The sequence below is a fragment of the Actinomadura sp. 6N118 genome (assembly GCF_044326415.1).
In the GTDB taxonomy this organism is placed as follows: domain Bacteria; phylum Actinomycetota; class Actinomycetes; order Streptosporangiales; family Streptosporangiaceae; genus Spirillospora.
The window spans coordinates 301717-322054 of record NZ_JBIRAZ010000004.1 but is presented as its reverse complement, the minus strand read 5'-3'; the positions used below and the strand labels follow the sequence as shown (position 1 = coordinate 322054).

21 protein-coding genes are annotated in these 20338 nt (G+C 70.9%); 15 read left to right on the top strand and 6 right to left on the bottom strand.

The genetic code is table 11. The features are described from left to right. Positions 1 to 10 precede the first annotated feature (10 nt). The 4 genes from sufU (at position 11) to ACH34W_RS12275 (ending at position 2828) form a co-directional block, all read left to right on the top strand. On the top strand, positions 11 to 466 hold the full coding sequence (sufU, locus tag ACH34W_RS12290) for a Fe-S cluster assembly sulfur transfer protein SufU (RefSeq protein ID WP_395960925.1): 456 nt from the start codon (positions 11 to 13) through the stop codon (positions 464 to 466). Next, positions 463 to 858, top strand: coding sequence for a metal-sulfur cluster assembly factor (locus ACH34W_RS12285; RefSeq protein WP_395960924.1), 396 nt, complete (start codon positions 463 to 465; stop codon positions 856 to 858). Before sufU ends, ACH34W_RS12285 begins: the two co-directional genes overlap by 4 nt. A 129-nt stretch (positions 859 to 987) precedes the next feature. Then, entirely contained in the window at positions 988 to 2151 is a 1164-nt protein-coding gene (locus tag ACH34W_RS12280) for a sensor histidine kinase (RefSeq protein ID WP_395960923.1), read from the top strand. Beyond that, a complete protein-coding gene (locus tag ACH34W_RS12275; protein ID WP_395960922.1) occupies positions 2148 to 2828 on the top strand; it encodes a response regulator in 681 nt (226 codons plus the stop codon). Before ACH34W_RS12280 ends, ACH34W_RS12275 begins: the two co-directional genes overlap by 4 nt. 34 nt (positions 2829 to 2862) lie before the next feature. On the opposite strand, the gene ACH34W_RS12270 is transcribed toward ACH34W_RS12275, so the two are convergent. Both ACH34W_RS12270 and ACH34W_RS12265 read right to left on the bottom strand, forming a co-directional pair. After that, positions 2863 to 4005, bottom strand: a complete 1143-nt coding sequence (locus ACH34W_RS12270) for an EAL domain-containing protein (protein ID WP_395960921.1) — start codon at positions 4003 to 4005, stop codon at positions 2863 to 2865. Positions 4006 to 4085: 80 nt separating this feature from the next. Beyond that, positions 4086 to 4481 (bottom strand): ABC transporter permease, encoded by a 396-nt coding sequence (locus ACH34W_RS12265; protein ID WP_395960920.1) that lies wholly within the window; start codon positions 4479 to 4481, stop codon positions 4086 to 4088. A 90-nt stretch (positions 4482 to 4571) separates the two neighbouring features. Here ACH34W_RS12265 and ACH34W_RS12260 point away from each other — a divergent pair, with 90 nt between their 5' ends. The 3 genes from ACH34W_RS12260 to ACH34W_RS12250 are packed head-to-tail and all read left to right on the top strand — an operon-like array spanning position 4572 to position 6619. Then, complete coding sequence (locus ACH34W_RS12260; protein ID WP_395960919.1) at positions 4572 to 5213, top strand: AIM24 family protein; 642 nt, start codon at positions 4572 to 4574, stop codon at positions 5211 to 5213. Further along, positions 5213 to 5863, top strand: coding sequence for an AIM24 family protein (locus ACH34W_RS12255; RefSeq protein WP_395960918.1), 651 nt, complete (start codon positions 5213 to 5215; stop codon positions 5861 to 5863). Before ACH34W_RS12260 ends, ACH34W_RS12255 begins: the two co-directional genes overlap by 1 nt. 3 nt (positions 5864 to 5866) lie before the next feature. Further along, positions 5867 to 6619, top strand: a complete 753-nt coding sequence (locus ACH34W_RS12250; protein WP_395960917.1) for an AIM24 family protein — start codon at positions 5867 to 5869, stop codon at positions 6617 to 6619. A 115-nt stretch (positions 6620 to 6734) separates the two neighbouring features. Here the strand turns inward: ACH34W_RS12250 and ACH34W_RS12245 are convergent, their stop codons facing one another. Then, the gene (locus tag ACH34W_RS12245; RefSeq protein WP_395960916.1) at positions 6735 to 7508 is read right to left on the bottom strand and encodes a VOC family protein; all 774 of its coding nucleotides are present in this window, start codon (positions 7506 to 7508) and stop codon (positions 6735 to 6737) included. A gap of 344 nt (positions 7509 to 7852) precedes the next feature. Between ACH34W_RS12245 and ACH34W_RS12240 the strand changes: the two genes are divergently transcribed. The 3 genes from ACH34W_RS12240 (at position 7853) to ACH34W_RS12230 (ending at position 10817) form a co-directional block, all read left to right on the top strand. Continuing rightward, positions 7853 to 9451, top strand: coding sequence for an ABC-F family ATP-binding cassette domain-containing protein (locus ACH34W_RS12240; RefSeq protein ID WP_395960915.1), 1599 nt, complete (start codon positions 7853 to 7855; stop codon positions 9449 to 9451). Positions 9452 to 9567: 116 nt separating this feature from the next. Then, positions 9568 to 9780, top strand: coding sequence for a helix-turn-helix domain-containing protein (locus ACH34W_RS12235; protein ID WP_012852589.1), 213 nt, complete (start codon positions 9568 to 9570; stop codon positions 9778 to 9780). A gap of 200 nt (positions 9781 to 9980) precedes the next feature. Continuing rightward, a complete protein-coding gene (locus ACH34W_RS12230; protein ID WP_395960914.1) occupies positions 9981 to 10817 on the top strand; it encodes an enoyl-CoA hydratase/isomerase family protein in 837 nt (278 codons plus the stop codon). Between the two features lie 168 nt (positions 10818 to 10985). Here ACH34W_RS12230 and ACH34W_RS12225 read toward each other — a convergent pair whose 3' ends face one another. Further along, entirely contained in the window at positions 10986 to 12902 is a 1917-nt protein-coding gene (locus ACH34W_RS12225) for a Xaa-Pro dipeptidyl-peptidase (protein ID WP_395960913.1), read from the bottom strand. Positions 12903 to 13174: 272 nt separating this feature from the next. Between ACH34W_RS12225 and ACH34W_RS12220 the strand changes: the two genes are divergently transcribed. Together ACH34W_RS12220 and ACH34W_RS12215 are read left to right on the top strand one after the other, a co-directional pair. Continuing rightward, the gene (locus ACH34W_RS12220) at positions 13175 to 15133 is read left to right on the top strand and encodes an ABC transporter ATP-binding protein (RefSeq protein ID WP_395961182.1); all 1959 of its coding nucleotides are present in this window, start codon (positions 13175 to 13177) and stop codon (positions 15131 to 15133) included. 283 nt (positions 15134 to 15416) lie between these two features. Beyond that, positions 15417 to 15584, top strand: coding sequence for a hypothetical protein (locus tag ACH34W_RS12215; protein WP_395960912.1), 168 nt, complete (start codon positions 15417 to 15419; stop codon positions 15582 to 15584). On the opposite strand, the gene ACH34W_RS12210 is transcribed toward ACH34W_RS12215, so the two are convergent. Next, the gene (locus ACH34W_RS12210) at positions 15568 to 16515 is read right to left on the bottom strand and encodes a sulfotransferase family protein (protein WP_395960911.1); all 948 of its coding nucleotides are present in this window, start codon (positions 16513 to 16515) and stop codon (positions 15568 to 15570) included. The two genes, ACH34W_RS12215 and ACH34W_RS12210, sit on opposite strands and share 17 nt — an antisense overlap. A 195-nt stretch (positions 16516 to 16710) precedes the next feature. Between ACH34W_RS12210 and ACH34W_RS12205 the strand changes: the two genes are divergently transcribed. From ACH34W_RS12205 to ACH34W_RS12195, 3 genes are all read left to right on the top strand, one after another. After that, a complete protein-coding gene (locus tag ACH34W_RS12205; RefSeq protein ID WP_395960910.1) occupies positions 16711 to 17478 on the top strand; it encodes an SIR2 family NAD-dependent protein deacylase in 768 nt (255 codons plus the stop codon). A 184-nt stretch (positions 17479 to 17662) separates the two neighbouring features. Next, positions 17663 to 18646, top strand: a complete 984-nt coding sequence (locus ACH34W_RS12200; protein ID WP_395960909.1) for an LD-carboxypeptidase — start codon at positions 17663 to 17665, stop codon at positions 18644 to 18646. Beyond that, on the top strand, positions 18646 to 19536 hold the full coding sequence (locus tag ACH34W_RS12195; protein ID WP_395960908.1) for a hypothetical protein: 891 nt from the start codon (positions 18646 to 18648) through the stop codon (positions 19534 to 19536). Before ACH34W_RS12200 ends, ACH34W_RS12195 begins: the two co-directional genes overlap by 1 nt. An 88-nt stretch (positions 19537 to 19624) precedes the next feature. Here the strand turns inward: ACH34W_RS12195 and ACH34W_RS12190 are convergent, their stop codons facing one another. Further along, entirely contained in the window at positions 19625 to 20260 is a 636-nt protein-coding gene (locus tag ACH34W_RS12190) for a YitT family protein (RefSeq protein ID WP_395960907.1), read from the bottom strand. Positions 20261 to 20338: the final 78 nt, after the last annotated feature.

Sequence of the window (20338 nt, the reverse complement as noted above, 5' to 3'; positions counted from 1 at the left end):
AAAGGAAGACATGCAGCTCGAGGCGATGTACCAGGAGGTCATCCTGGATCATTACCGCAACCCCCACAACAAGGGGCTGCGGGAGCCGTACGAGGGCGAGGCCCACCACGTCAACCCGACCTGCGGTGACGAGGTGACGCTGCGGGTGCACCTCGACGGCGGGGGCCAGGACGCCACTGTCGCGGACGTCTCGTACGACGCCATGGGCTGCTCCATCAGCCAGGCCAGCGCGTCGGTGATGACCGAGCTCATCATCGGCAAGCCGGTCAAGGAGGCGATGGCGATCGGCGACGAGTTCCTCGCGCTCATGCAGTCGCGTGGCGAGGGCGAGCCCAACGAGGACGTCCTGGAGGACGCCGTCGCCTTCACCGGGGTCTCCAAGTACCCCGCCCGGATCAAGTGCGCCCTGCTCGCCTGGATGGCGTGGAAGGACGCGACCGCCCGTGCTCTCGGAGAGGCATCATGACTGACACCACCGCCGCCGCGGACACTGCGACGCCGGACGCTGAGACCCCGGAGACCGCGGTCCCCGCGGACGGCCCCGTCGCCGCCGGCCCCGCCGAGGAGGAGATCCTCGAGGCGCTCAAGGACGTGGTCGACCCCGAGCTCGGCATCAACGTCGTCGACCTGGGCCTGATCTACGGCATCAACCTCGCGGACGAGGTGGCCACCCTGGACATGACGCTGACCAGCGCCGCCTGCCCGCTCACCGACGTGATCGAGGACCAGGCGCACAGCGCCCTGGAGGACCTGGTCAAGGACGTCAAGATCAACTGGGTCTGGCTGCCCCCGTGGGGCCCCGACAAGATCACCGACGAGGGCCGCGACCAGCTCCGCGCCCTCGGCTTCAACGTCTGACGAAGCCCATCACGCGAAGGCAGGCCCCTTACGGGGCCTGCCTTACGCATTCGGGTCCTACGAACGATGTACGCGCGACCCTCACCAAGGCTGAGCCGCGGACCGTTCGGGGGATGCTGAGATAGGGCCATGCGTTTCACCACCACGCGCCAGGATGTGTTGCTGGCCGTCGCCGCCTTCGGGGCGGGCGTGGTGCTCCTCCTGGCGCATGGCTACAGCACCTGGCCAGAGCTCGACCTGGTGCCTGGGTGGCGGCTGCTGCCGTTGGCCGGGCTGTGCTTCGCGATGTTGTTCCGGCGCACCCGTCCGATCGTGGGCCTGCTGCTCTCCACCCCGTTCAACTTCGCGGACGTGGTGATCGGGCCGAGCATCGCCACCCTGATGATCTACAGCGACGCGTTGTACGCGGCGAGCCTGTACGGCCCGAAGCGCGCGGCCGAATGGCTGCTCGGCATCACGACGGCGGCCACGCTGGCCGTGGCGGCGGCCGTCGGGGTCGCCCTCGCCACGATCAGCGGCGGGGTGATAGCGGGCTCGCTGGCCGGTGTGGCCTGGGTCGGGCCGGTGCTCACCGCGATGGTCGTCCGGGGGCACCGGGACCGGGCGGACATGGAGCGGCAGCGTGCGGCGCAGATGGCACGGCTTGCCGAGATGGACCGCTGGGCGGCCGTCAACGCCGAACGGGCGCGGATGGCGCGGGAACTTCACGACGTCATCGCCAACCACCTCAGCGCGGTGGCCCTGCATTCCTCGGCCGTGCTCAAGGTCTCGGATCTGGACCGGGAGAGCATCAACCGGTCCATGGAGGTGATCCGGGAGAACAGCGTCCAGGGCCTCGCCGAGATGCGGCGCATGATCGGCTTGCTGCGGGAGGGCGACGGCGAGGCCGATCCCGCGGCCGCGCCGCGGCTGGACGGCCTTGAGCGGCTGGTGGCGCACACGGCGCGCACCGACCTCACGGCGGGCCTGAAGGTCATCGGGGACGCGCCCGGGTTGCCCGCGCCGGTGGAGCACGCGGCGTACCGCATCGTGCAGGAATCGTTGACCAACGCGCTCAAGCACGCTGCGTCGGGCCGGGTCGAGGTGCTCCTGGAACATCGCCCCGGCTGTGTCGTGGTCACCGTCGACAGCCCCCTCGGGACCGGGGGGTCGCGGCTGCCCGGATCGGGCAGCGGGCTGATCGGGATGCGGGAGCGCGCGACCATGCTGGACGGGACGTTCGAGGCCGGGCCCGAGGACGGCCGCTGGCGGGTGTACGCCGAGCTTCCTCTCACCGACAAGGAGAGACCTTGATCAAGGTGCTGGTGGCAGACGACCAGGCGGCGGTCCGTGCCGGCCTGGTGCTGATCCTGGGCGCGGCGCCGGGCATCGCCGTGGTGGGCGAGGCGGCCGACGGCGAGGAGGCGGTCGCGCAGGCCCGGCATCTGCGGCCGGACGTGGTCGTGATGGACATCCGCATGCCCAAGCTGGACGGCATCTCCGCCACCCGGGAGCTCGCGGGCGTGGCCGACGTCCTGGTGCTGACCACGTTCGACATGGACGAGTACGTGTTCGGGGCCATGCGGGCCGGGGCGGCCGGGTTCCTGCTCAAGGACGTGGACGCCGATCATCTCGTGGAGGCGGTGCGGACGGTCGCGGCGGGGGAGGGGATCCTGGCACCGCAGGTGACCCGGCGCCTGATCAGCGCGTTCGCCGGCCGGCAGGTGTCCGCCCACCCCGAGCCGCCCGGCCTGTCCGAGCTGACCCCGCGCGAGCGCGAGGTCTTCGCGTGCCTCGGCGAGGGGCTGTCGAACGGGGAGATCGCGGCGCGCCTGGAGATGGCCGAGACCACGACCAAGACCCACGTCAGCAGGATCCTCGCCAAGCTGAAGCTGCGCAGCCGTGTCCAGGCCGCCATTCTCGCCCAGGAGACGGTCGCTGGCGGCCTTTCTGGGTCGATCAGTGACACGGGGTCACCTTCGGGGTCCTGACGCCGCAGAGACGATCTCAGCGCGTCCGACTGGATCAGCTGGAGAGGCTGCGGATGAGGTCGCCCACGCGGACGATGCCCAGGCACCGGCCGATCTCGTCGGTGACGACGAGATCGTCGTAGACGCGGTCGTTCTCCCGGCCCGCCGCGCGCAGCGCCGCGATCGCCGGAACGGTGCGGGGGACGAGACGCGGCACGTCGGCCAGGCGGGCGGCGGGCTTGTGGGCGTGGAGGGCGTGGCCGTACGCACCCGACAGCCTCAGCAGGAACCGCGTCCGGTCCACCATGGCCCGCGGTCGCTGGTGCTCGTCCACCAGGACGACGCTGGTGGTGCCCGTCTCCGCGTTGAGCGCGCTGAGCACCTCGTCCGCGGTCGCCGTCTGCGGCATGGTCACCGCCGGCAGCGTGAACTCCGAGACACGCGGTCCCAGGTCGATGCCGTGCGGGGTCGGATCGCGGTCCTCCCTCGCTATCACCGGCACCGTGACCCGCATGCCGGGGCGCCACTCCGGCGGCGCCAGCGCCGAACCCTGGACGAGCCGCACACCGAGCTCACGGAGGTGCAGCACCTGGGCCTCGGTCTCCAGCCCCGGTGCGAGCACGTGGGTGCCGATGCGGTGCGCCAGGTCGACCAGCGCCGTCACCAGCGCTGAGCGGCGCGGATCGGAGGAGGTCCGGCGGGCGAGGTCGGGATCGAGCCGGATGAGATAGGGGGCGATGTCGAGCAGGAGGTCCAGCGGGGCGTGGGCGACTCCGAGGCCGCCGAGCCCGACTGGATATCCAGCGCGCCGGAGTTTGTGCAGCGCCCGAGTCACCGCCTGGCGCTGAGCGGGAGGGAAGCCGCCGGTGACGCAGATGATGATCTCGCTGGGACGGCGGCCCGCGTCGGCGAGACCCTGGTGCAGTTCGCCCAGGACCGCCTCGCCGTGCGCCAGCGTCTCCGCGCGCAGACCGATCGTCAGCGGCAGGTGGGTACCCACATCGGCGGCGGCCCGCGCGGCGCCGACGGCGCGCCACAGGTCGTCCGTCACCGGATCGGGCCGGGCGGCCGGGTGAGCCGGCTGGGTCTCCGCCGGCGGACCGGTGTGCGGCTCCACGGCGATCACGTTTCCGGTGTCGAGGTCGACCACCGGATGGAACACCGCTCGCGCCGGGACGAGCACTTCAAGGGCTGACACAACCGCATCATGCCGTCGTGATCATGACAAAACGGATATTGTTAGGAAGAGTTAACGAAGTATTCGCATGTCTTCGCTGTTCAGAGCCCACGTCCGCCGAAAAGCGCGGACAGTGTGTAGACGACTCCGGCGAGTGCGGCCAGCCAGGCGTACGGCGTGATGTCGGCGCCGCGCAGCCCCTGCACCACCACGGCGGCGACGATGGCGGCGGTGAGCACGTCGCCGGTCATGGCCGCCGACTTCAGATGGGCCCGGGCCCGGTGCCCGGTGCCGAACGCCTCGCTGATGGGGAGCGTCGGCTCGTTGCGGCGGTAGCCGAGGTGGGCGGCGTAGCCGGCCAGCACGCCCAGCGCGATGAGCGCCGTCTCGCCACGCCCGTCGGCGGCGAGGACTACGGCGACCACCGCGCCGGCGGCGAGGGCGAGGCCGGGTGCGATCCAGCGGCCGAGGCCGCGGCGTTCGGGGGCGATCCACATGGCCGCCATCTTTCCCGATCCGGCGCGCCGTCGCCGCCGGATGGCACAGGGTCCCGCCTTGACGGCTGGTGGCCGGTATGTTGTGGCCTCGTGGCGCAATTCAGACTGAACGGCTCAAAGATGCTGGCCGTCGATCTGGCCGGCGAGACCATCAGGGCGTTGAACGGGTCGATGGTCGCCTACGACGGGCAGATGACGTTCAAGCGGCAGGGGATGACCGGCGGCGAGGGCCTGCGCGGCGCGCTGAAACGCCGGATCGCCGGTGAGGGCATGACGCTCATGGAGATCACCGGCCAGGGCACGGTGTTCCTGGCGAGCGAGGCGACCGAAGTGACCCTGGTCCCGCTGAACGGCGAGACTCTGTTCGTGGAGTCGGAGAGCCTGCTGGCCCTCGACGGGCGGCTGCAGACCGGGGTGCAGTTCACCGGGCTGCGCGGGATGGGCACCGGCCAGGGCCTCGCCACCACCAAGGTGGAGGGCCAGGGCATGGTCGCGATGCTCTCCGACGGCCCGGCGATCGCCCTCGAGGTGACCCCGGGGACGCCGCTGTGCGTCGACCCGCACGCCTACGTCGGGCACCGTGGCCAGCTCCAGCAGGACGTCGTCACCGACGTCAACTGGCGCACCGTGCTCGGCCAGGGCTCGGGGGAGAGCGTCCAGTTCCGCTACCAGGGGCACGGCCTCGTCTACGTTCAGCCCGCCGAGCGCGGCGGCGGAATTCTGGAGATCTGATGCCGGGATACACCTCGATCAACGCCAAGATGCTCCAGGTGGCGGTCGGCCCTGGACAGGAGGTCTACAGCAAGCGCGGCGCCATGCTCGCCTACACCGGCCGGGTGAACTTCGCGCCCACCGCCACGGCGGGGCAGGGCCTCGGGCAGACCCTCGGCCGCGCGATGGCCGGCGAACGCACCGTGATGATGCACGTCACGGGCCAGGGCAGTGCGATGTTCGGACACGGCGGCCTGCACGTCCAGGTCATCGAGCTCGCGGGCGACACCCTCTACGTGGAGGCCGACCGGCTGCTGGTCTACGACGGGAGCCTGCAGGCCGGGACGATGTTCATGGGCGAGCAGGGCGGCGTCCGCGGCGTGATCCGCGGCGCGGTCAGCGGGCAGGGCCTGTTCACCACCACGCTCACCGGGCAGGGCTCGTGCGCGGTGTTGTCGCACGGCGGCGTCATGGAGCTGCCGATCACCCCGCAGCGGCCGGTGCACGTCGACCCGCAGGCGTACGTCGCCCACCGCGGCCAGGTGCAGAACAAGCTCACCACGGCGATGGGGCTGCGCGACATGGTCGGCCGCGGCTCGGGCGAGGGTTTCCAGCTGCAGCTGAGCGGCCAGGGCGTCGTCTACGTGCAGGCCAGCGAGAGGAAGATCTGAGCCGTGTCGGTCCCGACTTTCAACCCGATGACGCTGCCGTCGAACGACAACGTCAACCCGTACGCCTTCAGCGTGGACCTCAACGGGCAGTGGTTCACCCAGAAGGGCAAGATGATCGCCTACTACGGGCAGATCAAGTTCGAGGCGCTCTCGGCGGGACCGCTGGACTCGCTGGTGGCCGCGCACTTCCACTCGCCCCTGTACGCCCACGACTGGGTCGTCGCGCAGGGCCAGGGCAAGCTGCTGCTGGCCGACAGGGGCTTCGACGTCAACTCCTTCGACCTCGACGACGGCAACCTCACCGTCCGCGCGGGCAACCTGCTGGCCTTCGAGCCGAGCCTGGAGCTCAAGCAGTCGATCATCCCCGGGTTCCTGACCCTCATCGGCACCGGCCGCTTCGTGGCCGCCTCCAACGGCCCGGTGCACTTCGTGGAGCCGCCGATCCGGGTCGACCCGCAGGCACTGCTCGGCTGGGCCGACTGCCCGTCGCCCTGCCATCACTACGACCACTCGTACATGCGCGGTGTGATGGGGATGGCCCGGCAGGTGTTCGGCGTCGGCGGCACCTCCGGCGAGGAGCACCAGTTCGACTTCACCGGCCAGGGCACGGTGCTCATGCAGTCGTCGGAGGCCGTGGCCAACGAGGACACGCTGCTCCGCGACCTCGAAGGCCAGGTCGGGATGCTCGGCGCCAACGGCCTGCAGCGCCTCCACCAGACCGTCGGCCAGCGCCTGGCCGCCGAGCGCGAACGCTAACGACAGCGTTCACGTCGGCAGCTGAAGCAGGCCCGGCTGAAGCAGGCCCGGCGGGAGGAGCCAGCGGAAGCCAGGCCCCGGCGATCGAGCCGCCGGGGCCGGGCTCCGCGGTCGGTCAGGTCCCTTCCGGGGGAGCCGACCGCATCACGCGGAACGGGACGCCGAACGGGTCCTTGACGGTGGCGAGACGGCCGTAGGGCGTGTCCTCGGGCTCGGTGACCACCGTGCCGCCGGTGTCGCGGACACGCCGGACGGTCTCGTCCGGATCGGCGGTCTCGAAGTAGACCACCCAGGACGCGCCCTGCATGTCGGGCCGCCCCTCGATGCCGCCGATGGCCTGGCCGTCCGGCCGGTTGAGGACCGTGTAGTCGAAGTCGCCCGGCATCTCTTCGAGCGTGTACTCGAAGACCGCGCTGTAGAAGTCGCGCGCGGCCTGGGGATCGGCGGTGACCAGCTCGCTCCACACCAGCGAGCCCGGCTCGTCACGGAACTGCGAGCCGACGTGGGCACGGCCCTGCCAGAGCCCGAACTGGGCCCCGGTCGGATCACGCAGGATCGCCATCCGGCCCTGGTCCATGACGTCGTCGGGCGGCATCACCACGGTGGCGCCGGCGTCGGACGCCCGCTTGACGGTACCGTCACAGTCGTCGGTGGCGAAGTACATCTGCCACCAGTACTCGGCCGGGGCGTCGTCGGGGTTCTTCATGATCCCTGCGACCGGCTCTCCCCGGAGCAGGCAGGCGTGGTAGTGGCCCGCCTCGGCGCCGTAGTCCTGGAACTCCCAGCCGAAGACCGTTCCGTAGAACTCCTTGGCCCGGTCCAGATCCGGGATGCCGAGATCCAGCCAGTTCGGTGTGCCGCTGGGTGCGTTGCTCGTTACGTGGACCATCGGGACTCACACTCCCTCGTGCCGGGTCGGAGCGCCCGGCGTATCTCGCATCACGCCCGTACTGCGCATCCTGGACCGCCCCCTGCGCGTCCTCCCCCGGTTCCCTTAGATCGGTATGGCCAGGAGCGGCACTCTTCTAACGTGCCGCCTCTGCTGGGAGGGAAGTGCCTTCCGCGTCACGTACACTGATCGGATGGTTTCGCTCCCGAGCTGACAGGCCCCCAGCGCGCGCGTCGCGGTCGACCGGACCGCCGACGCGCGTTTGTGCGTCCGCCTGTTTTCCGTTGAGCCCTTTCCGTTGAGCCGCAGAGCCGTCGAACCCTCCGTCAGAGAGCCCTGTCACAGTGATCATTGCGAACGACATCGAGCTGCGCGCCGGGTCCCGGCTGCTGATCGAAGGCGCCACCTTCCGGGTCAACCCCGGTGACCGGGTCGGCTTCGTCGGCCGCAACGGCGCCGGCAAGACCACCCTCACCAAGGTGCTGGCCGGGGAGGCCCAGCCCGCCCAGGGCACCGTCACCCGGTCGGGGACGCTCGGCTACCTCCCCCAGGACCCGCGCGGGGTGGACCTGAACGAGCTGGCGCGTGACCGCATCCTGTCCGCGCGCGGGCTGGACGAGGTGATCCGCAAGCTGCGGCTCGCTGAGGAGCAGATGGCCACGGCCAGCGACGGCCAGCGCGACAAGGCCGTCCGCCAGTACGGGCGCCTGGAGGAGCGGCTGCACGTCCTCGGCGGCTACTCGGCGGAGGCCGAGGCGGCCTCGATCGCCTCCAGCCTCGGCCTGCCCGACCGCGTGATGACCCAGCCCCTGGGCACCCTCTCCGGCGGCCAGCGGCGCCGGGTGGAGCTGGCACGGATCCTGTTCTCCGACGCCGACGCGCTGCTGCTGGACGAGCCCACCAACCACCTGGACGCCGACTCGATCGTCTGGCTGCGCGACTTCCTGAAGTCCCACCAGGGCGGCCTCGTGGTCATCAGCCACGACGTGGAGCTGCTCGACGCCGTCGTCAACCGGGTCTTCCACCTCGACGCCAACCGCAGCGTCATCGACATCTACAACGTCGGCTGGAAGAAGTACCTCGACCAGCGCGAGACCGACGAGCGGCGCCGCAAGCGGGAGACCGCCAACGCCCAGCGCCAGGCGACCACCCTGCTCGCCCAGGCCGACAAGATGCGCGCCAAGGCCACCAAGGCCAAGGCGGCCCAGCAGATGGACCGGCGGGCCCGGCAGCTGCTCGCCGGGGCCGAGGGGGAGCGGCGGGCCGACAAGGTCGCCAAGATCCGCTTCCCGGACCCGGCGCCGTGCGGCAAGACTCCCCTGACCGCCGAGGGTTTGTCGAAATCGTACGGATCTTTGGAGATTTTCACCGACGTGGACCTCGCGGTCGACCGGGGGAGCCGGGTGGTCATCCTCGGCCTGAACGGCGCCGGCAAGACCACGCTGTTGCGCCTGATGGCGGGGGTCGACAAGCCCGACACCGGCCAGGTGATCCCCGGGCACGGGCTGCGGATCGGCTACTACGCCCAGGAGCACGAGACGCTGGACGTCGAACGGTCGGTCTTGGAGAACATGCAGTCCTCCGCGCCCGGGCTGGCGCCGGTCGAGGTACGCAAGATCCTCGGCTCGTTCCTGTTCTCCGGCGACGACGTCGAGAAGCCCGCCGGCGTCCTGTCCGGCGGGGAGAAGACCAGGCTGGCACTGGCCATGCTCGTGGTGTCGAGCGCCAACGTCCTGCTGCTGGACGAGCCCACCAACAACCTCGATCCGGCGAGCCGCGAGGAGATCCTCGGAGCGCTGCGCACCTTCGCCGGAGCCATCGTGATGGTGACCCACGACGAGGGTGCGGTGCAGGCGCTCCGGCCGGAAAGAGTGATTTTGCTGCCAGATGGTGTCGAAGACATCTGGAGTGACGAGTTTGCCGATCTGGTGGCACTTGCGTGACCTGCGCGGCAGCTATCGCAGATCTTTTCTGGCGGAGTGGGTAGCCGAACTCGCGGGAATGACTGATCATGGCGGGGGATAACGCAGCGGTCACCACATCACTACGGGAGGTACTCGTGGCCGAGACCCTTAAGAAGGGCACCCGCGTGACCGGTGCCGAGCGCGACAAGCTGGCGGCGGAGCTCAAGAAGAGGTACGACTCCGGCGAGAGCATCCGCGCCTTGGCAGCCGCCACCGGCCGCTCGTACGGGTTCATCCACCGGATTCTCACCGAATCCGGCGTCAACCTGCGGGGACGCGGTGGCGCCACCCGTGGCAAGAAGTCCTGAACGGACGACGACCCCCGGATGAGCACACCGCCTGACCCGCCGCCGCGGCCGACCGAGTATGGTTCGGTCGCGGCGGCGGGATCGGGTGGCCGGCATGTCGCCGGCCGGCGCCGGTACCGCATGACGCCGGCCCGGGCATGAGTCAAACGACTTAGGTCCGGGCTTAGTCATCTGACTTATGTCACTGCGGAAGGAGCGTCATGTCGGACGCGAGGGTCAAGGAGCCGCGGCCGGATCCGGCCACGGGCCCGAACGAGGCCGAACTGGCCGAGGCAGGGCTGCGGCTCGACGTGGACGGCGCGATCGCGACGATCACGCTGAACCGGCCCGAGCGCCGCAACGCCATGACGTTCGCCACCTGGCGGGGACTGGCCAAGATCGGTGAGTCCCTGCCCGGCGGCGTCCGCGTGGTCGTGCTGCGCGGCGCGGGCCCGGCCTTCTCGGCCGGGATCGACCTGGGCATGTTCTCGGGCGGCGCGGGCGCGGAGGACGCGGGCGGGGCTTTCCCCGACGGCGCCGACGAGGCCGCGTCCGACCGGTTCATCGCCGATCTCCAGGCGGGCTACACCTGGCTGCGGCGGCCCGAGATCGTCTCCATCGCGGCCGTGCACGGGCACGCCATCGGCGGCGGCTTCCAGCTCGCCCTGGCGTGCGACATCCGCGTGATCGCGGACGACACCAAGTTCTGCATGAAGGAGCCCGCGCTCGGGCTCGTCCCGGACCTCACCGGCACCAAGCCGCTGGTGGAGATCGTGGGCGTCAACCGGGCGCTGGAGCTGTGCCTCACCGCGCGCACCGTGCTCGCCGACGAGGCGGCGCGGCTGGGCCTGGCCGAGCACGTCGTGCCGCGGGACGCCCTCGACAAGACCGTCGGCGAGATCGTCACGGCGCTCCTCGCGGTCAACCCGGGTGCGGCGGTGGCCACCAAGCGGCTGCTGCTGGAGGCTCCCCACAACACGCTTGACGAGCAGTGCGCCGCCGAGCGCCGCGAGCAGATCGGCCGCCTGCGCGAGCTCTTCGGCTCCCAGAGCGCCTGATCAGCTCAACGGGAGAGGCCCGGACCCGCAGTGCGGGTCCGGGCCTCTTCGCGGCTCTCCGTGTCCTACGCGGCGTCTGACGCGGCGTCTAGACCTGACACGGCGTCTAGACCTGACACGGCGTCTAAATCTGACGCAGCGTCTAAATCTGACACCGCGTCCATCGGCCTAGCGCAGGGCCTCACGGCCGCCGCGGGCCAGCGGGAGGAACACCTTGCTGGTCCCTGGCTGCAGGGTCAGCTTGGTGCCCGCCGGATAGCGCAGCGTGTAGTCGTAGTCGGTGGACAGGACGATCACGCCGAGCCGGTGCCCGGGCTTGACGACGTAGTCGGTCGGCTCGAAGTCCCACCGGAAGTCGTACGCCTTGCCGGGCTTGATCGGCTCGGTGCGGCTCGGGCTGTGCCGGTTGCGCCCGTCCAGCCAGCCCCGCGTGACGATCTTGTACGGGGCGGTCTCGACGCGGTGCGCCTGCCGGGTGGTGCAGCCGTCGTCGCCGGGCACGCCCTGGCCGAAGCAGACCCGCTCACCGGTGTCGAGGCGCGCGCCGGTCGGCCGGGTGTCGGTGCCGTAGTCGACCAGCAGGGCCGTCAGATACGGCGAGCGCCCGTCGAGCGAGGCCCGGAAGGCCGCCTTGGGGATGCCGTTCAGGCGGACCGGCTCGGTCAGCGCCGGGGTGAGGAAGGCCAGCCGGTTCGGGTCGGCCTGGTTCTCGTTCACCAGCAGCTGCTCGGCGGTCCGGGTGCGACCCGCGTCGATCATCGACTGTGCCGGGCCGCGGCGCGGCCGCAGCGACAGCGTGCCGGGCTGGCCGGCGGGACCCGCGTTCAGGCTCACCGGCACGGTGCGCGTGCCGGGCACGGGCCAGTCGCTCGCGGTCTCCCACTGGCCGGGTGCCCGCTCGATGTCGACCCGCGGCTCCCTGGTGACGCCGGTGTCGATGTTGTAGAGGAACCGGTCGAACCAGGCGCCGGTCTGGCGCAGCCATTCCTCGAGCCGCCACCGGAACGGGGTGGCGTGGCTGGCCTGGTGCAGCCAGAGTTTGCGCGGCACGCCGCTCTGCTTGAGGGCGTTCCACCACTGGACGGAGTTCTTGACCTTCACGTTCCAGTCGTTCAGGCCGTGCACGACCATCACGGCCGCGCGGACCTTGCGGGCCTGGCCCACGTAGTCGCGGTCGGCCCAGACCTTGCTGTAGTCGCCGGTCTCGCGGTCCTGCGTCGCGGTGAGCTCGTCGATGACCTGCTTGCAGACCTCGGGGTTCTTGCGGGTCAGCACGACCTTGGCCAGGACGTCGAGGTCCTCGCCCTGGAAGCCGCCGGGTGCGAGGACGCCGCCGTTCGCGCGGTAGTAGTCGTACCAGCTGGAGATCGCGGCGACCGGCACGATGGCCTTCAGGCCGACCACGCCGCTGGCGGCGGCCATGTTGGGCAGCGTGCCGTTGTACGACTGGCCGATCATGCCGACGTTGCCGGTGGACCAGCCCGCCTTCACCTCGCTGCCGTCGGCCGCCCAGCCCTTGGCGCGGCCGTTCAGCCAGTCCACGGCCGCCTTGGCGCCTGCGGCCTCCTGCCGGTCGCCCGAGGTCGGGCAGCCGGTCGAGCCGCCGGTGCCGATGCTGTCGAGGTGGGCGACGGCGTAGCCGCGGGGGATGTAGTAGTTGTCGAGGTAGCCGGGGAAGATCTCGGCGAGGTTCCGCGGCACGGCGGCGAGCGAGCGGGTCTTCGCGCCGTCGATGTCGACGGGATGCATCGGGACGTCGTCGTGGGTGCCCGCCCAGTACGGGCTGGCTTCGACGATGGTCGGCACCTTGAGGCCGGAACCGGTCTCCTTGGGCCGCATGATGCGCATCTGCACGCGGTCCCGCACGCCGTCACGGTCGCTGTCGACGGTGGTCTCGATGCTCACCGTCTGGGTGACCGCGTCCGCCCGGGAGAAGACCGGCTGGGTCGCACCGTTCTCCACCTTGATCTGCGGGCGTGCCGGCGCACCGGGCGCGGTGGCGCCGGCCGGAAGTGCGGTCGTGGCGAGCAGCGCGGCCGTGAGGGTGAGCACGCCGGCGCCGCCACGCGTCAGTCTTCGGGTCACTAGGGGCTCCTGAGGGGTTGAGCCTGGGTAGGTGGCTACATCTACTACCGGACCGCTACAAAGTCCACAAGATCGCCCAGAGGTGGCCAGAGAGCCGGAAGCTCTCCACGCGAGCCGCTGAAGGGCCGCCGGTTTTCGCCAGGAGCTGAGCCGGGAAGCGGCCCGGGGAAAGGTGCGTTGTGGTGAGGGCGCACTGGCATGCTTACTTGATTACGAACGAGTTGCTTACTTGATTACAAGCGCATACTGATCACACGGAGGACGCAGTGTCGATGCCGGGTATGCCGGGCAGCGGCTGGCAGGTGATGGCGTCGTTCCGCCGGGACGGCTCGGTGACCCAGCAGAAGCTCACGCCCGGCACGGTCAAGCGGATCGCGGGCTACGCCCGGCCGTACGTCCGCGAGCTGGTGCTGTTCCTGCTGCTGAACTCGCTCGCCGCGGTGAGCGTGGTCGCCAACCCGCTGTTGCTCAAGGCGATCATCGACCGGGGCATCGTGCCCGGCCGGCAGGACCTGGTGATCTGGCTCGCCGTCGCGGTGGCCGGGCTCGCCCTGGTCGAGGCCGTGCTCGGGCTGGCGCAGCGGTGGTACTCCGCGCGCATCGGCGAGGGCCTGATCTACGACCTGCGCACGCAGGTCTTCGGCCACGTGCAGCGCCAGCCGGTCGCCTTCTTCATGCGGGCCCAGACCGGCTCGCTGGTCAGTCGGCTCAACAACGACGTGATCGGCGCCCAGCGCGCCCTGACCACGACCCTGTCCTCGGTGGTCTCCAACGTGATCAGCTTGGTGCTGGTGCTGATCACCATGCTGATCCTGTCCTGGCAGGTCACGCTGATCGCGCTGCTGCTGTTGCCGATCTTCATCCTGCCGGCCAAGTGGGTGGGCAAGCGGCTCCAGCGCGTCAGCCGCGAGCAGATGCAGCTGGACGCCGAGATGAGCTCGCTGATGACCGAGCGGTTCAACGTGGCGGGCGCCATGCTCGCCAAGCTCTACGGGCGCCCCTCCGAGGAGGAGGAGAACTTCTCCGCCCGCGCCGCGCGGGTCCGCGACATCGGCGTGGTGGCCGCGATGTACGGGCGGGTGTTCTTCACGGCGCTGACGCTCGTCGCCGCGCTCGCCACGGCCATGGTCTACGGCGTCGGCGGCCTGCTCGTCACGGACGGAGGCTTCCAGCTCGGCACGCTGGTCGCGCTCGCCACCCTGCTGACCCGGATGTACGGCCCGCTCACCGCCCTGTCGAACGTGCACGTGGATGTGATGACGGCGCTGGTGAGCTTCGACCGCGTCTTCGAGGTGCTCGACCTCAAGCCCCTCATCCGCGACCGGAAGGGCGCGGCGCCGCTGGAAGGAGGCTGGGCGGACAGCGATGGAGCGGGACGCGTGGCAGGCGCGGGCGCCGCGGCGCCCGCGGTCGAGTTCGACGGGGTGCATTTCGCCTACCCCTCCGCCGAAGAGGTCTCCCTGGCGTCGCTGGAGTCCATCGCGCGCAACGACAACGCGCCAGGACGGCCCGTTCTGCACGGCGTCACGTTCACGGCCCAGCCGGGCGAGCTGGTCGCCCTCGTGGGGCCGTCCGGGGCGGGCAAGTCGACGATCACCCACCTGGTGTCCCGGCTGTACGACGTCGGCGCCGGGGCCGTGCGCGTCGGCGGCCAGGACGTCCGGGAGGTGACCCTGGAGTCGCTGCGGGCGCAGATCGGCGTCGTCAGCCAGGACGCCCACCTCTTCCACGACTCGATCCGCGAGAACATGCGTTACGCCCGCCCCGGCGCCACCGATGAGGAGATCCTCGCCGCGCTGGAGGCGGCCCAGATCGGCGGTGTGATCGCGGACATGCCCGAGGGGCTCGACACCGTCGTCGGCGACCGCGGGTACCGGCTGTCCGGTGGGGAGAAGCAGCGCCTGGCGATCGCGCGGCTGCTGCTGAAGGCCCCCTCGGTCGTCGTCCTGGACGAGGCCACCGCGCACCTGGACTCCGAGTCCGAGGCCGCCGTGCAGCGCGCGCTGAAGACGGCGCTGGCGGGCCGCACGTCGCTGGTGATCGCGCACCGGCTCTCGACCATCCGGGAGGCGGACCAGATCCTGGTGATCGATGACGGCCGGGTCGTGGAGCGCGGGCGGCACGAGGAACTCCTGCTCGGCGGCGGGCTCTACGCCGAGCTCTACCGCACCCAGTTCGCCCGTCAGAACGGGCAGGAGCCCCGCACGGCGGAGCCGCTCGGAGCCGAGTGACCAGACCGAGACCACGAAAGCGCCGGATCACCGCGATGCAGCAGATCTTCAGCCTGATTCTTTGTGAGGAACCCCGGGGATTCATGCCCGGGAGGAAGTGCATCGTTCGCCAGCGGACCGTTCACGGCCGAGAAGTTGACCCCCTGATACGCCCGTCCGGCGCCTGGACTTTCTTTGATCGCGCAACGATGGCAACCCGATGGCCACCTGCTGTCGTCACAGTGATTGGAGGCGCGTGACCGCCATCAGGTGACAGCGAGCGTCCACGGAGAGGGGACCAGACGTGCGACCGACCATCAACACCGCGACGATCAACCCCGCACGGGTCGTGAAGAGCGGGCCGGGACGCTATACCGTCCTGCTCGTCGGCCTGGGGGCGGCGGGTGTCGCGCTCGGCTGGCGAGGCCCCGACGTCGCGGCGTCAGCGACTGCGATCATGAAGCGCCGCTGAGCTCATAGCCCAGCCTGCGCAGCTCCGGACCCGCGACCTTCTCCACCTGGATCAGCTGCCGGGTGGTCAGCCGGTCGCGCCACCCGCCGGCCTGCCGCTCCCCGGCCTCCCGGTCGCCGGGCCGCACCAGCCCGGACAGGGCGACCTTGGAGACCGGCGTCTCCAGATAGTGCGACACCGCGTCGGCGACCCGTCTCGGCCGGGAGATCAGATCCTCGTACCGCACCGTCATCAGCTGGTCGTCGGGCGTCTGCGCCCGCAGCCGGGCGCTGAGCCGCACCGAGCCGCGCCACCGCAGCGCGCACCGGACCGCCATCGCCGCCCGGGGCCAGCGGTCGCGCTCCAGGACGTCCTCCACGCCGAAGAACGGGTTGGGGAAGACCTCGTCCAGATTGGCGAGCCCCGGCCGGAACCAGGCCAGGCAGCGCTCGTCGTCGAGCATGTCGGCCACCACGTCCCGGCCGTCCCTGATCACCTGGAGCAACTGGGCGTCGGGAAAGGCGTCCAGCAGGACGTCGGCGCTGTAGAGCAGGTCGGGGGAGGCGTCGGCGAACCGGGAGACCCCGCGCGGCTCGGTGCACGGCCCGGGGAGGTCATCGTCCCCCGGCCGGGACGGCCGCAGGCCGGACAGCTCACGGCACTCGCTCGGGCACTCCGCGCAGCCGCGCTCGGAGATCTGCCACGCCTCGGCGAACGCGTCCCGCAGCACGCGGGCGGCACCGCGGCCGCGTTCGGAGGCGATCGACGGCCGCCGGGCGAAGGCGTAGGAGACGCGGAGCACACCGGGGCGGCCGACGGTCAGATGGAAGCCGGCGGACCGTTTCACCGAGCGCGCGACAAGGTCCGCACCGGAGTGGGGAGCGCCCAGAACGAAGACGGGGCGGCGGACCTTGGTGCCGTTGATCACCAGAATGTGCGGCGTCGACCTCATACGAAGGACCAGTTTCTCACTTCCCGGGTAATGCCGAGGACGACGACCCACCACGTTCGGCCCACCAGGTTCGCCCCACTCGCGGTCCAGGTCACCGCTCCCCACCGTCCTCCAGCCCCCACCACCCTGGGAGATCCCCCATCCGCTTCGGGATAATCGGAACAGAATGGGGCGTTCCGGCCCTAGCCTGGAACCATGGACGCCCCCCAGACGCTCGCCGGCTGGTTGCCCGAGGCCCAGTCGATCACGGTGCTGTCCGGGGCCGGGATCAGCACCGACAGCGGAATCCCCGACTTCCGGGGCCCGCAGGGTGTCTGGACCAAGGACCCGGCGGCCGCGGCCATGTCGACGATCGGCAGTTACCTCGCCGACCCCGAGGTACGCCGCCGTGCCTGGCGGTCACGGTGCGACCACCCGGCATGGTCGGCCAAGCCCAACTCCGGGCACGCCGCCCTGGTGACCCTGGAGCGGGCGGGCCGGCTGCGCGCCATCGTCACCCAGAACATCGACGGCCTGCACCAGAGCGCCGGATCGAGCTCCGAGCTCGTGATCGAGATCCACGGCACGATGCGGGAGGCCGAGTGCCTGTCCTGCGGGCTCCGCACCCCGATGCCCGAGATCCTGGCCCGGGTGGACGCGGGGGAGGAGGATCCGCCGTGCGCGGACTGCGGCGGGATCCAGAAGTCGGCGACGATCTCGTTCGGCCAGTCACTCAAACAGGACGTGCTCGACGCCGCGATCACCGCGGCCCGGTCCTGCGATCTCTTCGTCGCCGTCGGTACCTCGCTGACCGTCCAGCCCGCGGCCGGCCTCTGCCTGGAGGCCGTCGAGCACGGTGCCCGGTTCGTGATCATCAATGCCCAGCCCACGCCCTACGACGGGCTGGCCGACGCCGTTCTGCCCAAGCCGATCGGCGAAACGCTCCCGCACCTGGTAGACCTGGCCTGCGGAGCCCAGGGTTGAGCCGCCAGGGGCCGGGCGGTGGGGGCTGGAGCACGGGGACGCCGAGCGAAGCTCGTCCGTTGATGGTGGTGGGCGGGGGCCGGGGGGCCGCAGAGATCTGTTGGCGGGTCGTGACCGGTCTGCCCTTCCGCTCACGTACTTCTCCTGACAAGCTCTATCCGTTGCGGTGCGAGGAGGGATCGGGTTGAGAAGCGGGGGCGCCCGGGGGTTCGCCAGGCTGCGGCCCGGTGACCGGGTGGCCGTGATCGCGCCCAGCGGCCCGGTGGATCCGGGCCGTTTGGAGTCCGGCTGCGAGGTGCTGCGCGATCTCGGCCTGGACGTCGTCGTGACCAAGCACGCACTTGACCGGGTCAATCTCGGCGGGGCGGGACAGGTCCGGGACGACTGGCAGCGGCTCGCCGGGGCGGACGCCGACCGGGCGGCCGACCTGCAGGCCGCGTGGTGCGATCCAGAGGTGCGTGCGGTGGTGTGCGCCCGGGGTGGTTACGGGGCCACCCGGGTTCTCGATCATCTCGACTGGACGGCGCTGGCGGAGGCGGCGGTCACTGACCGCGGCCCCAAGCTCCTGCACGGCTCCAGTGACATCACCGCGCTCCACACGGCATTCGGCGAGCGGTTCGGCATCACCACCTCGTTCGGGCCCATGCCCGCGGGCGTCCTCCTCTCGGAGGGCGCCGGTGACGATCACGAGGCCTCGCTGGCGAGCCTGCGCTCGGCGTGGTTCGGGAGCGCTCCCGCGGCCGTCAAAGGCACCCACGCCCTCAGCCCTGGCCGGGCCGAGGGCCTGCTGACCGGAGGCACACTGGCCCTTCTCACCGCAATGCTCGGCACGCCCTGCGCACCGGCTCCAGCAGCCGGGCGCATCGTCTTCCTGGAAGACGTGGCCGAGGCGCCCTACCGCATCGACCGCATGCTCACACAGCTGCTCCAGGCGGGCTGGTTCGGCGGCGCCGCAGGCGTCGTCCTCGGCCCCTGGACCGACTGCGGCGATCCAGCCGAGGCGGACGCCGTGGTGGCGGACCGGCTCGGCCCGCTCGGCGTCCCGATCCTGGCGGGCGTCCCCGCCGGGCACGGCCCCCGCCAGCTCACCCTCGAACTCGGCGCCCGGGTCCAGCTGGACGCCGACGCCGGCGTTCTGACCCTGCAAGCCCCCGCAGGAGGTGTCTGATGAGCGGCAGGCACGCGCGTCCCGGCGACTGGGACGACGGCGCCCTCGACTCCCTTCTGGTGCTGGTGGCCGAGAGCCTGGGCTACTCATGCCGCCAGGTGCCGGGCGACGTCATGCTGCTCGAGGGCGCCAACCGCCTCCACGTCAGCCTGCGCAACCTGCGGCAGCTGGCACGGCTCGTGCCCCGCAACGACTGGCCCGCACTGGTCTCCGACCACGTCACCACGATCGTCACCGCGATCGAGGAGCCGCTGGACCTCAGCGACTTCGAGCTCGCCCAGAACCTGCTGCGCACTCGCATCTACCCGGCCGAGGCCGACAACGGCGTGCTCGCGGCCCGCCCGTTCGCCCCGGGGCTCATCGAGGCCGTGGTGGTCGACACCCCCACCACCGTGCGGACGGTGACCACCGAGGAGATGAACGGCTGGCCGGTCTCCGGCGACGCGCTGTTCATGCTCGGCCGCGCCAACGTGCGGGCCGACGGGCCGTTGCAGCTGGACGAGCAGGAGCTCGGCGGCGTGCGGGTCTCGGTGCTGCACGGCTGGACGTTCTACGCCGTGACCCACCTGGCCTGGCTGGAGGAATACCTGCCGATCGGCCCGTACGGCGCGCTGGTCGTCGCGCCCAACCGGAGCCTGATCATCGCGCACCCGATCCAGCACCCGGTCGGCGGCATCCGCGCTGGCTACCGGGCGGCCGTGGCGGCCGCGCGGGAGCTTCAGGGGCAGGCCCACCAGGCGTACGAGGACGGCCCGGGTTCCCTCAGCCCGCATCTCTACTGGTGGCGCAACGGCGAGCTCTCGCTCCTGGAGACCCGCTATGACGGCGACACGCTCGTGCTGCCCGAGGACTTCCGCTCGGTCCTGACCACACTGGCCGCCGAGCCCTGAACGGGACCGGGCGGCGGCCCTGCCTGAGCCGGGCTGCCCATACGGCTGATCTGAGCCGGGCCGCCCCTGTGGCGGATCTGCGGCGGGGTCACTGACCGGCGCCCACCAGCGGCTCCGGGGTCGGCTGGTGACCGGCTGAAGGGCCGACCGGCGGCTTCTTGGTCTCCAGCAGCGGGATGAAGACGTGCGCGAGCGGGCCGATGGCGACGGCGTACAGCAGGGTGCCGATCCCCACCGTGCCGCCGAGCAGCCAGCCGGTCGCCAGCACGCTCAGCTCGATGACGGTGCGGACGACCCGGATCGAACGGCCCCGCGCGGCCAGGCCGGTCGTCAGGCCGTCCCGGGGGCCCGGCCCGAACCCGGCGCCGATGTAGAGGCCGGTGGCGAAGCCGCTGGCGACGATCGCCGCGATCAGGTAGGCCCAGCGCGCCGCGAGGGCGGACGGATCGGGCAGCAGATGGAGGAAGAGGTCGGCGAAGACGCCGACCAGGATCACGTTGCTGATCGTGCCCAGGCCGGGCTTCTGCCGCAGCGGGATCCAGGCCAGCATGACGAGCGCCCCGATGATGATGATCCACATGCCGATCGACAGCCCGAACTGCCGCGACAGGCCCTGGTGGAACACATCCCAGGGATCGTTGCCCAGAGCGGAGTCCACCTGCAGGGCGATGCCCAAGCCGTACAAGGCCAATCCGGCGTACAGCTGGACCAATCGACGCATCATCAAAGCCACTGTTCTGTCCCTGCGGATTAGTGCCGTTACCTGTGGAGGTGTGCGGCCTGGCGGTCCCGGATGCCGATA

Excerpts from the sequence above, each read along its gene's own strand:
- ACH34W_RS12255 (WP_395960918.1), top strand. The coding sequence starts at position 5,213 with ATGCCGGGATACACCTCGATCAACGCCAAGATGCTCCAGGTGGCGGTC.
- ACH34W_RS12210 (WP_395960911.1), bottom strand. The coding sequence starts at position 16,515 with ATGAGGTCGACGCCGCACATTCTGGTGATCAACGGCACCAAGGTCCGC.
- ACH34W_RS12220 (WP_395961182.1), top strand. The coding sequence starts at position 13,175 with ATGCCGGGTATGCCGGGCAGCGGCTGGCAGGTGATGGCGTCGTTCCGC.
- ACH34W_RS12195 (WP_395960908.1), top strand. The coding sequence starts at position 18,646 with ATGAGCGGCAGGCACGCGCGTCCCGGCGACTGGGACGACGGCGCCCTC.
- ACH34W_RS12230 (WP_395960914.1), top strand. The coding sequence starts at position 9,981 with ATGTCGGACGCGAGGGTCAAGGAGCCGCGGCCGGATCCGGCCACGGGC.
- ACH34W_RS12205 (WP_395960910.1), top strand. The coding sequence starts at position 16,711 with ATGGACGCCCCCCAGACGCTCGCCGGCTGGTTGCCCGAGGCCCAGTCG.
- sufU (WP_395960925.1), top strand. The coding sequence starts at position 11 with ATGCAGCTCGAGGCGATGTACCAGGAGGTCATCCTGGATCATTACCGC.
- ACH34W_RS12265 (WP_395960920.1), bottom strand. The coding sequence starts at position 4,481 with ATGTGGATCGCCCCCGAACGCCGCGGCCTCGGCCGCTGGATCGCACCC.
- ACH34W_RS12190 (WP_395960907.1), bottom strand. The coding sequence starts at position 20,260 with ATGATGCGTCGATTGGTCCAGCTGTACGCCGGATTGGCCTTGTACGGC.
- ACH34W_RS12285 (WP_395960924.1), top strand. The coding sequence starts at position 463 with ATGACTGACACCACCGCCGCCGCGGACACTGCGACGCCGGACGCTGAG.
- ACH34W_RS12245 (WP_395960916.1), bottom strand. The coding sequence starts at position 7,508 with ATGGTCCACGTAACGAGCAACGCACCCAGCGGCACACCGAACTGGCTG.
- ACH34W_RS12280 (WP_395960923.1), top strand. The coding sequence starts at position 988 with ATGCGTTTCACCACCACGCGCCAGGATGTGTTGCTGGCCGTCGCCGCC.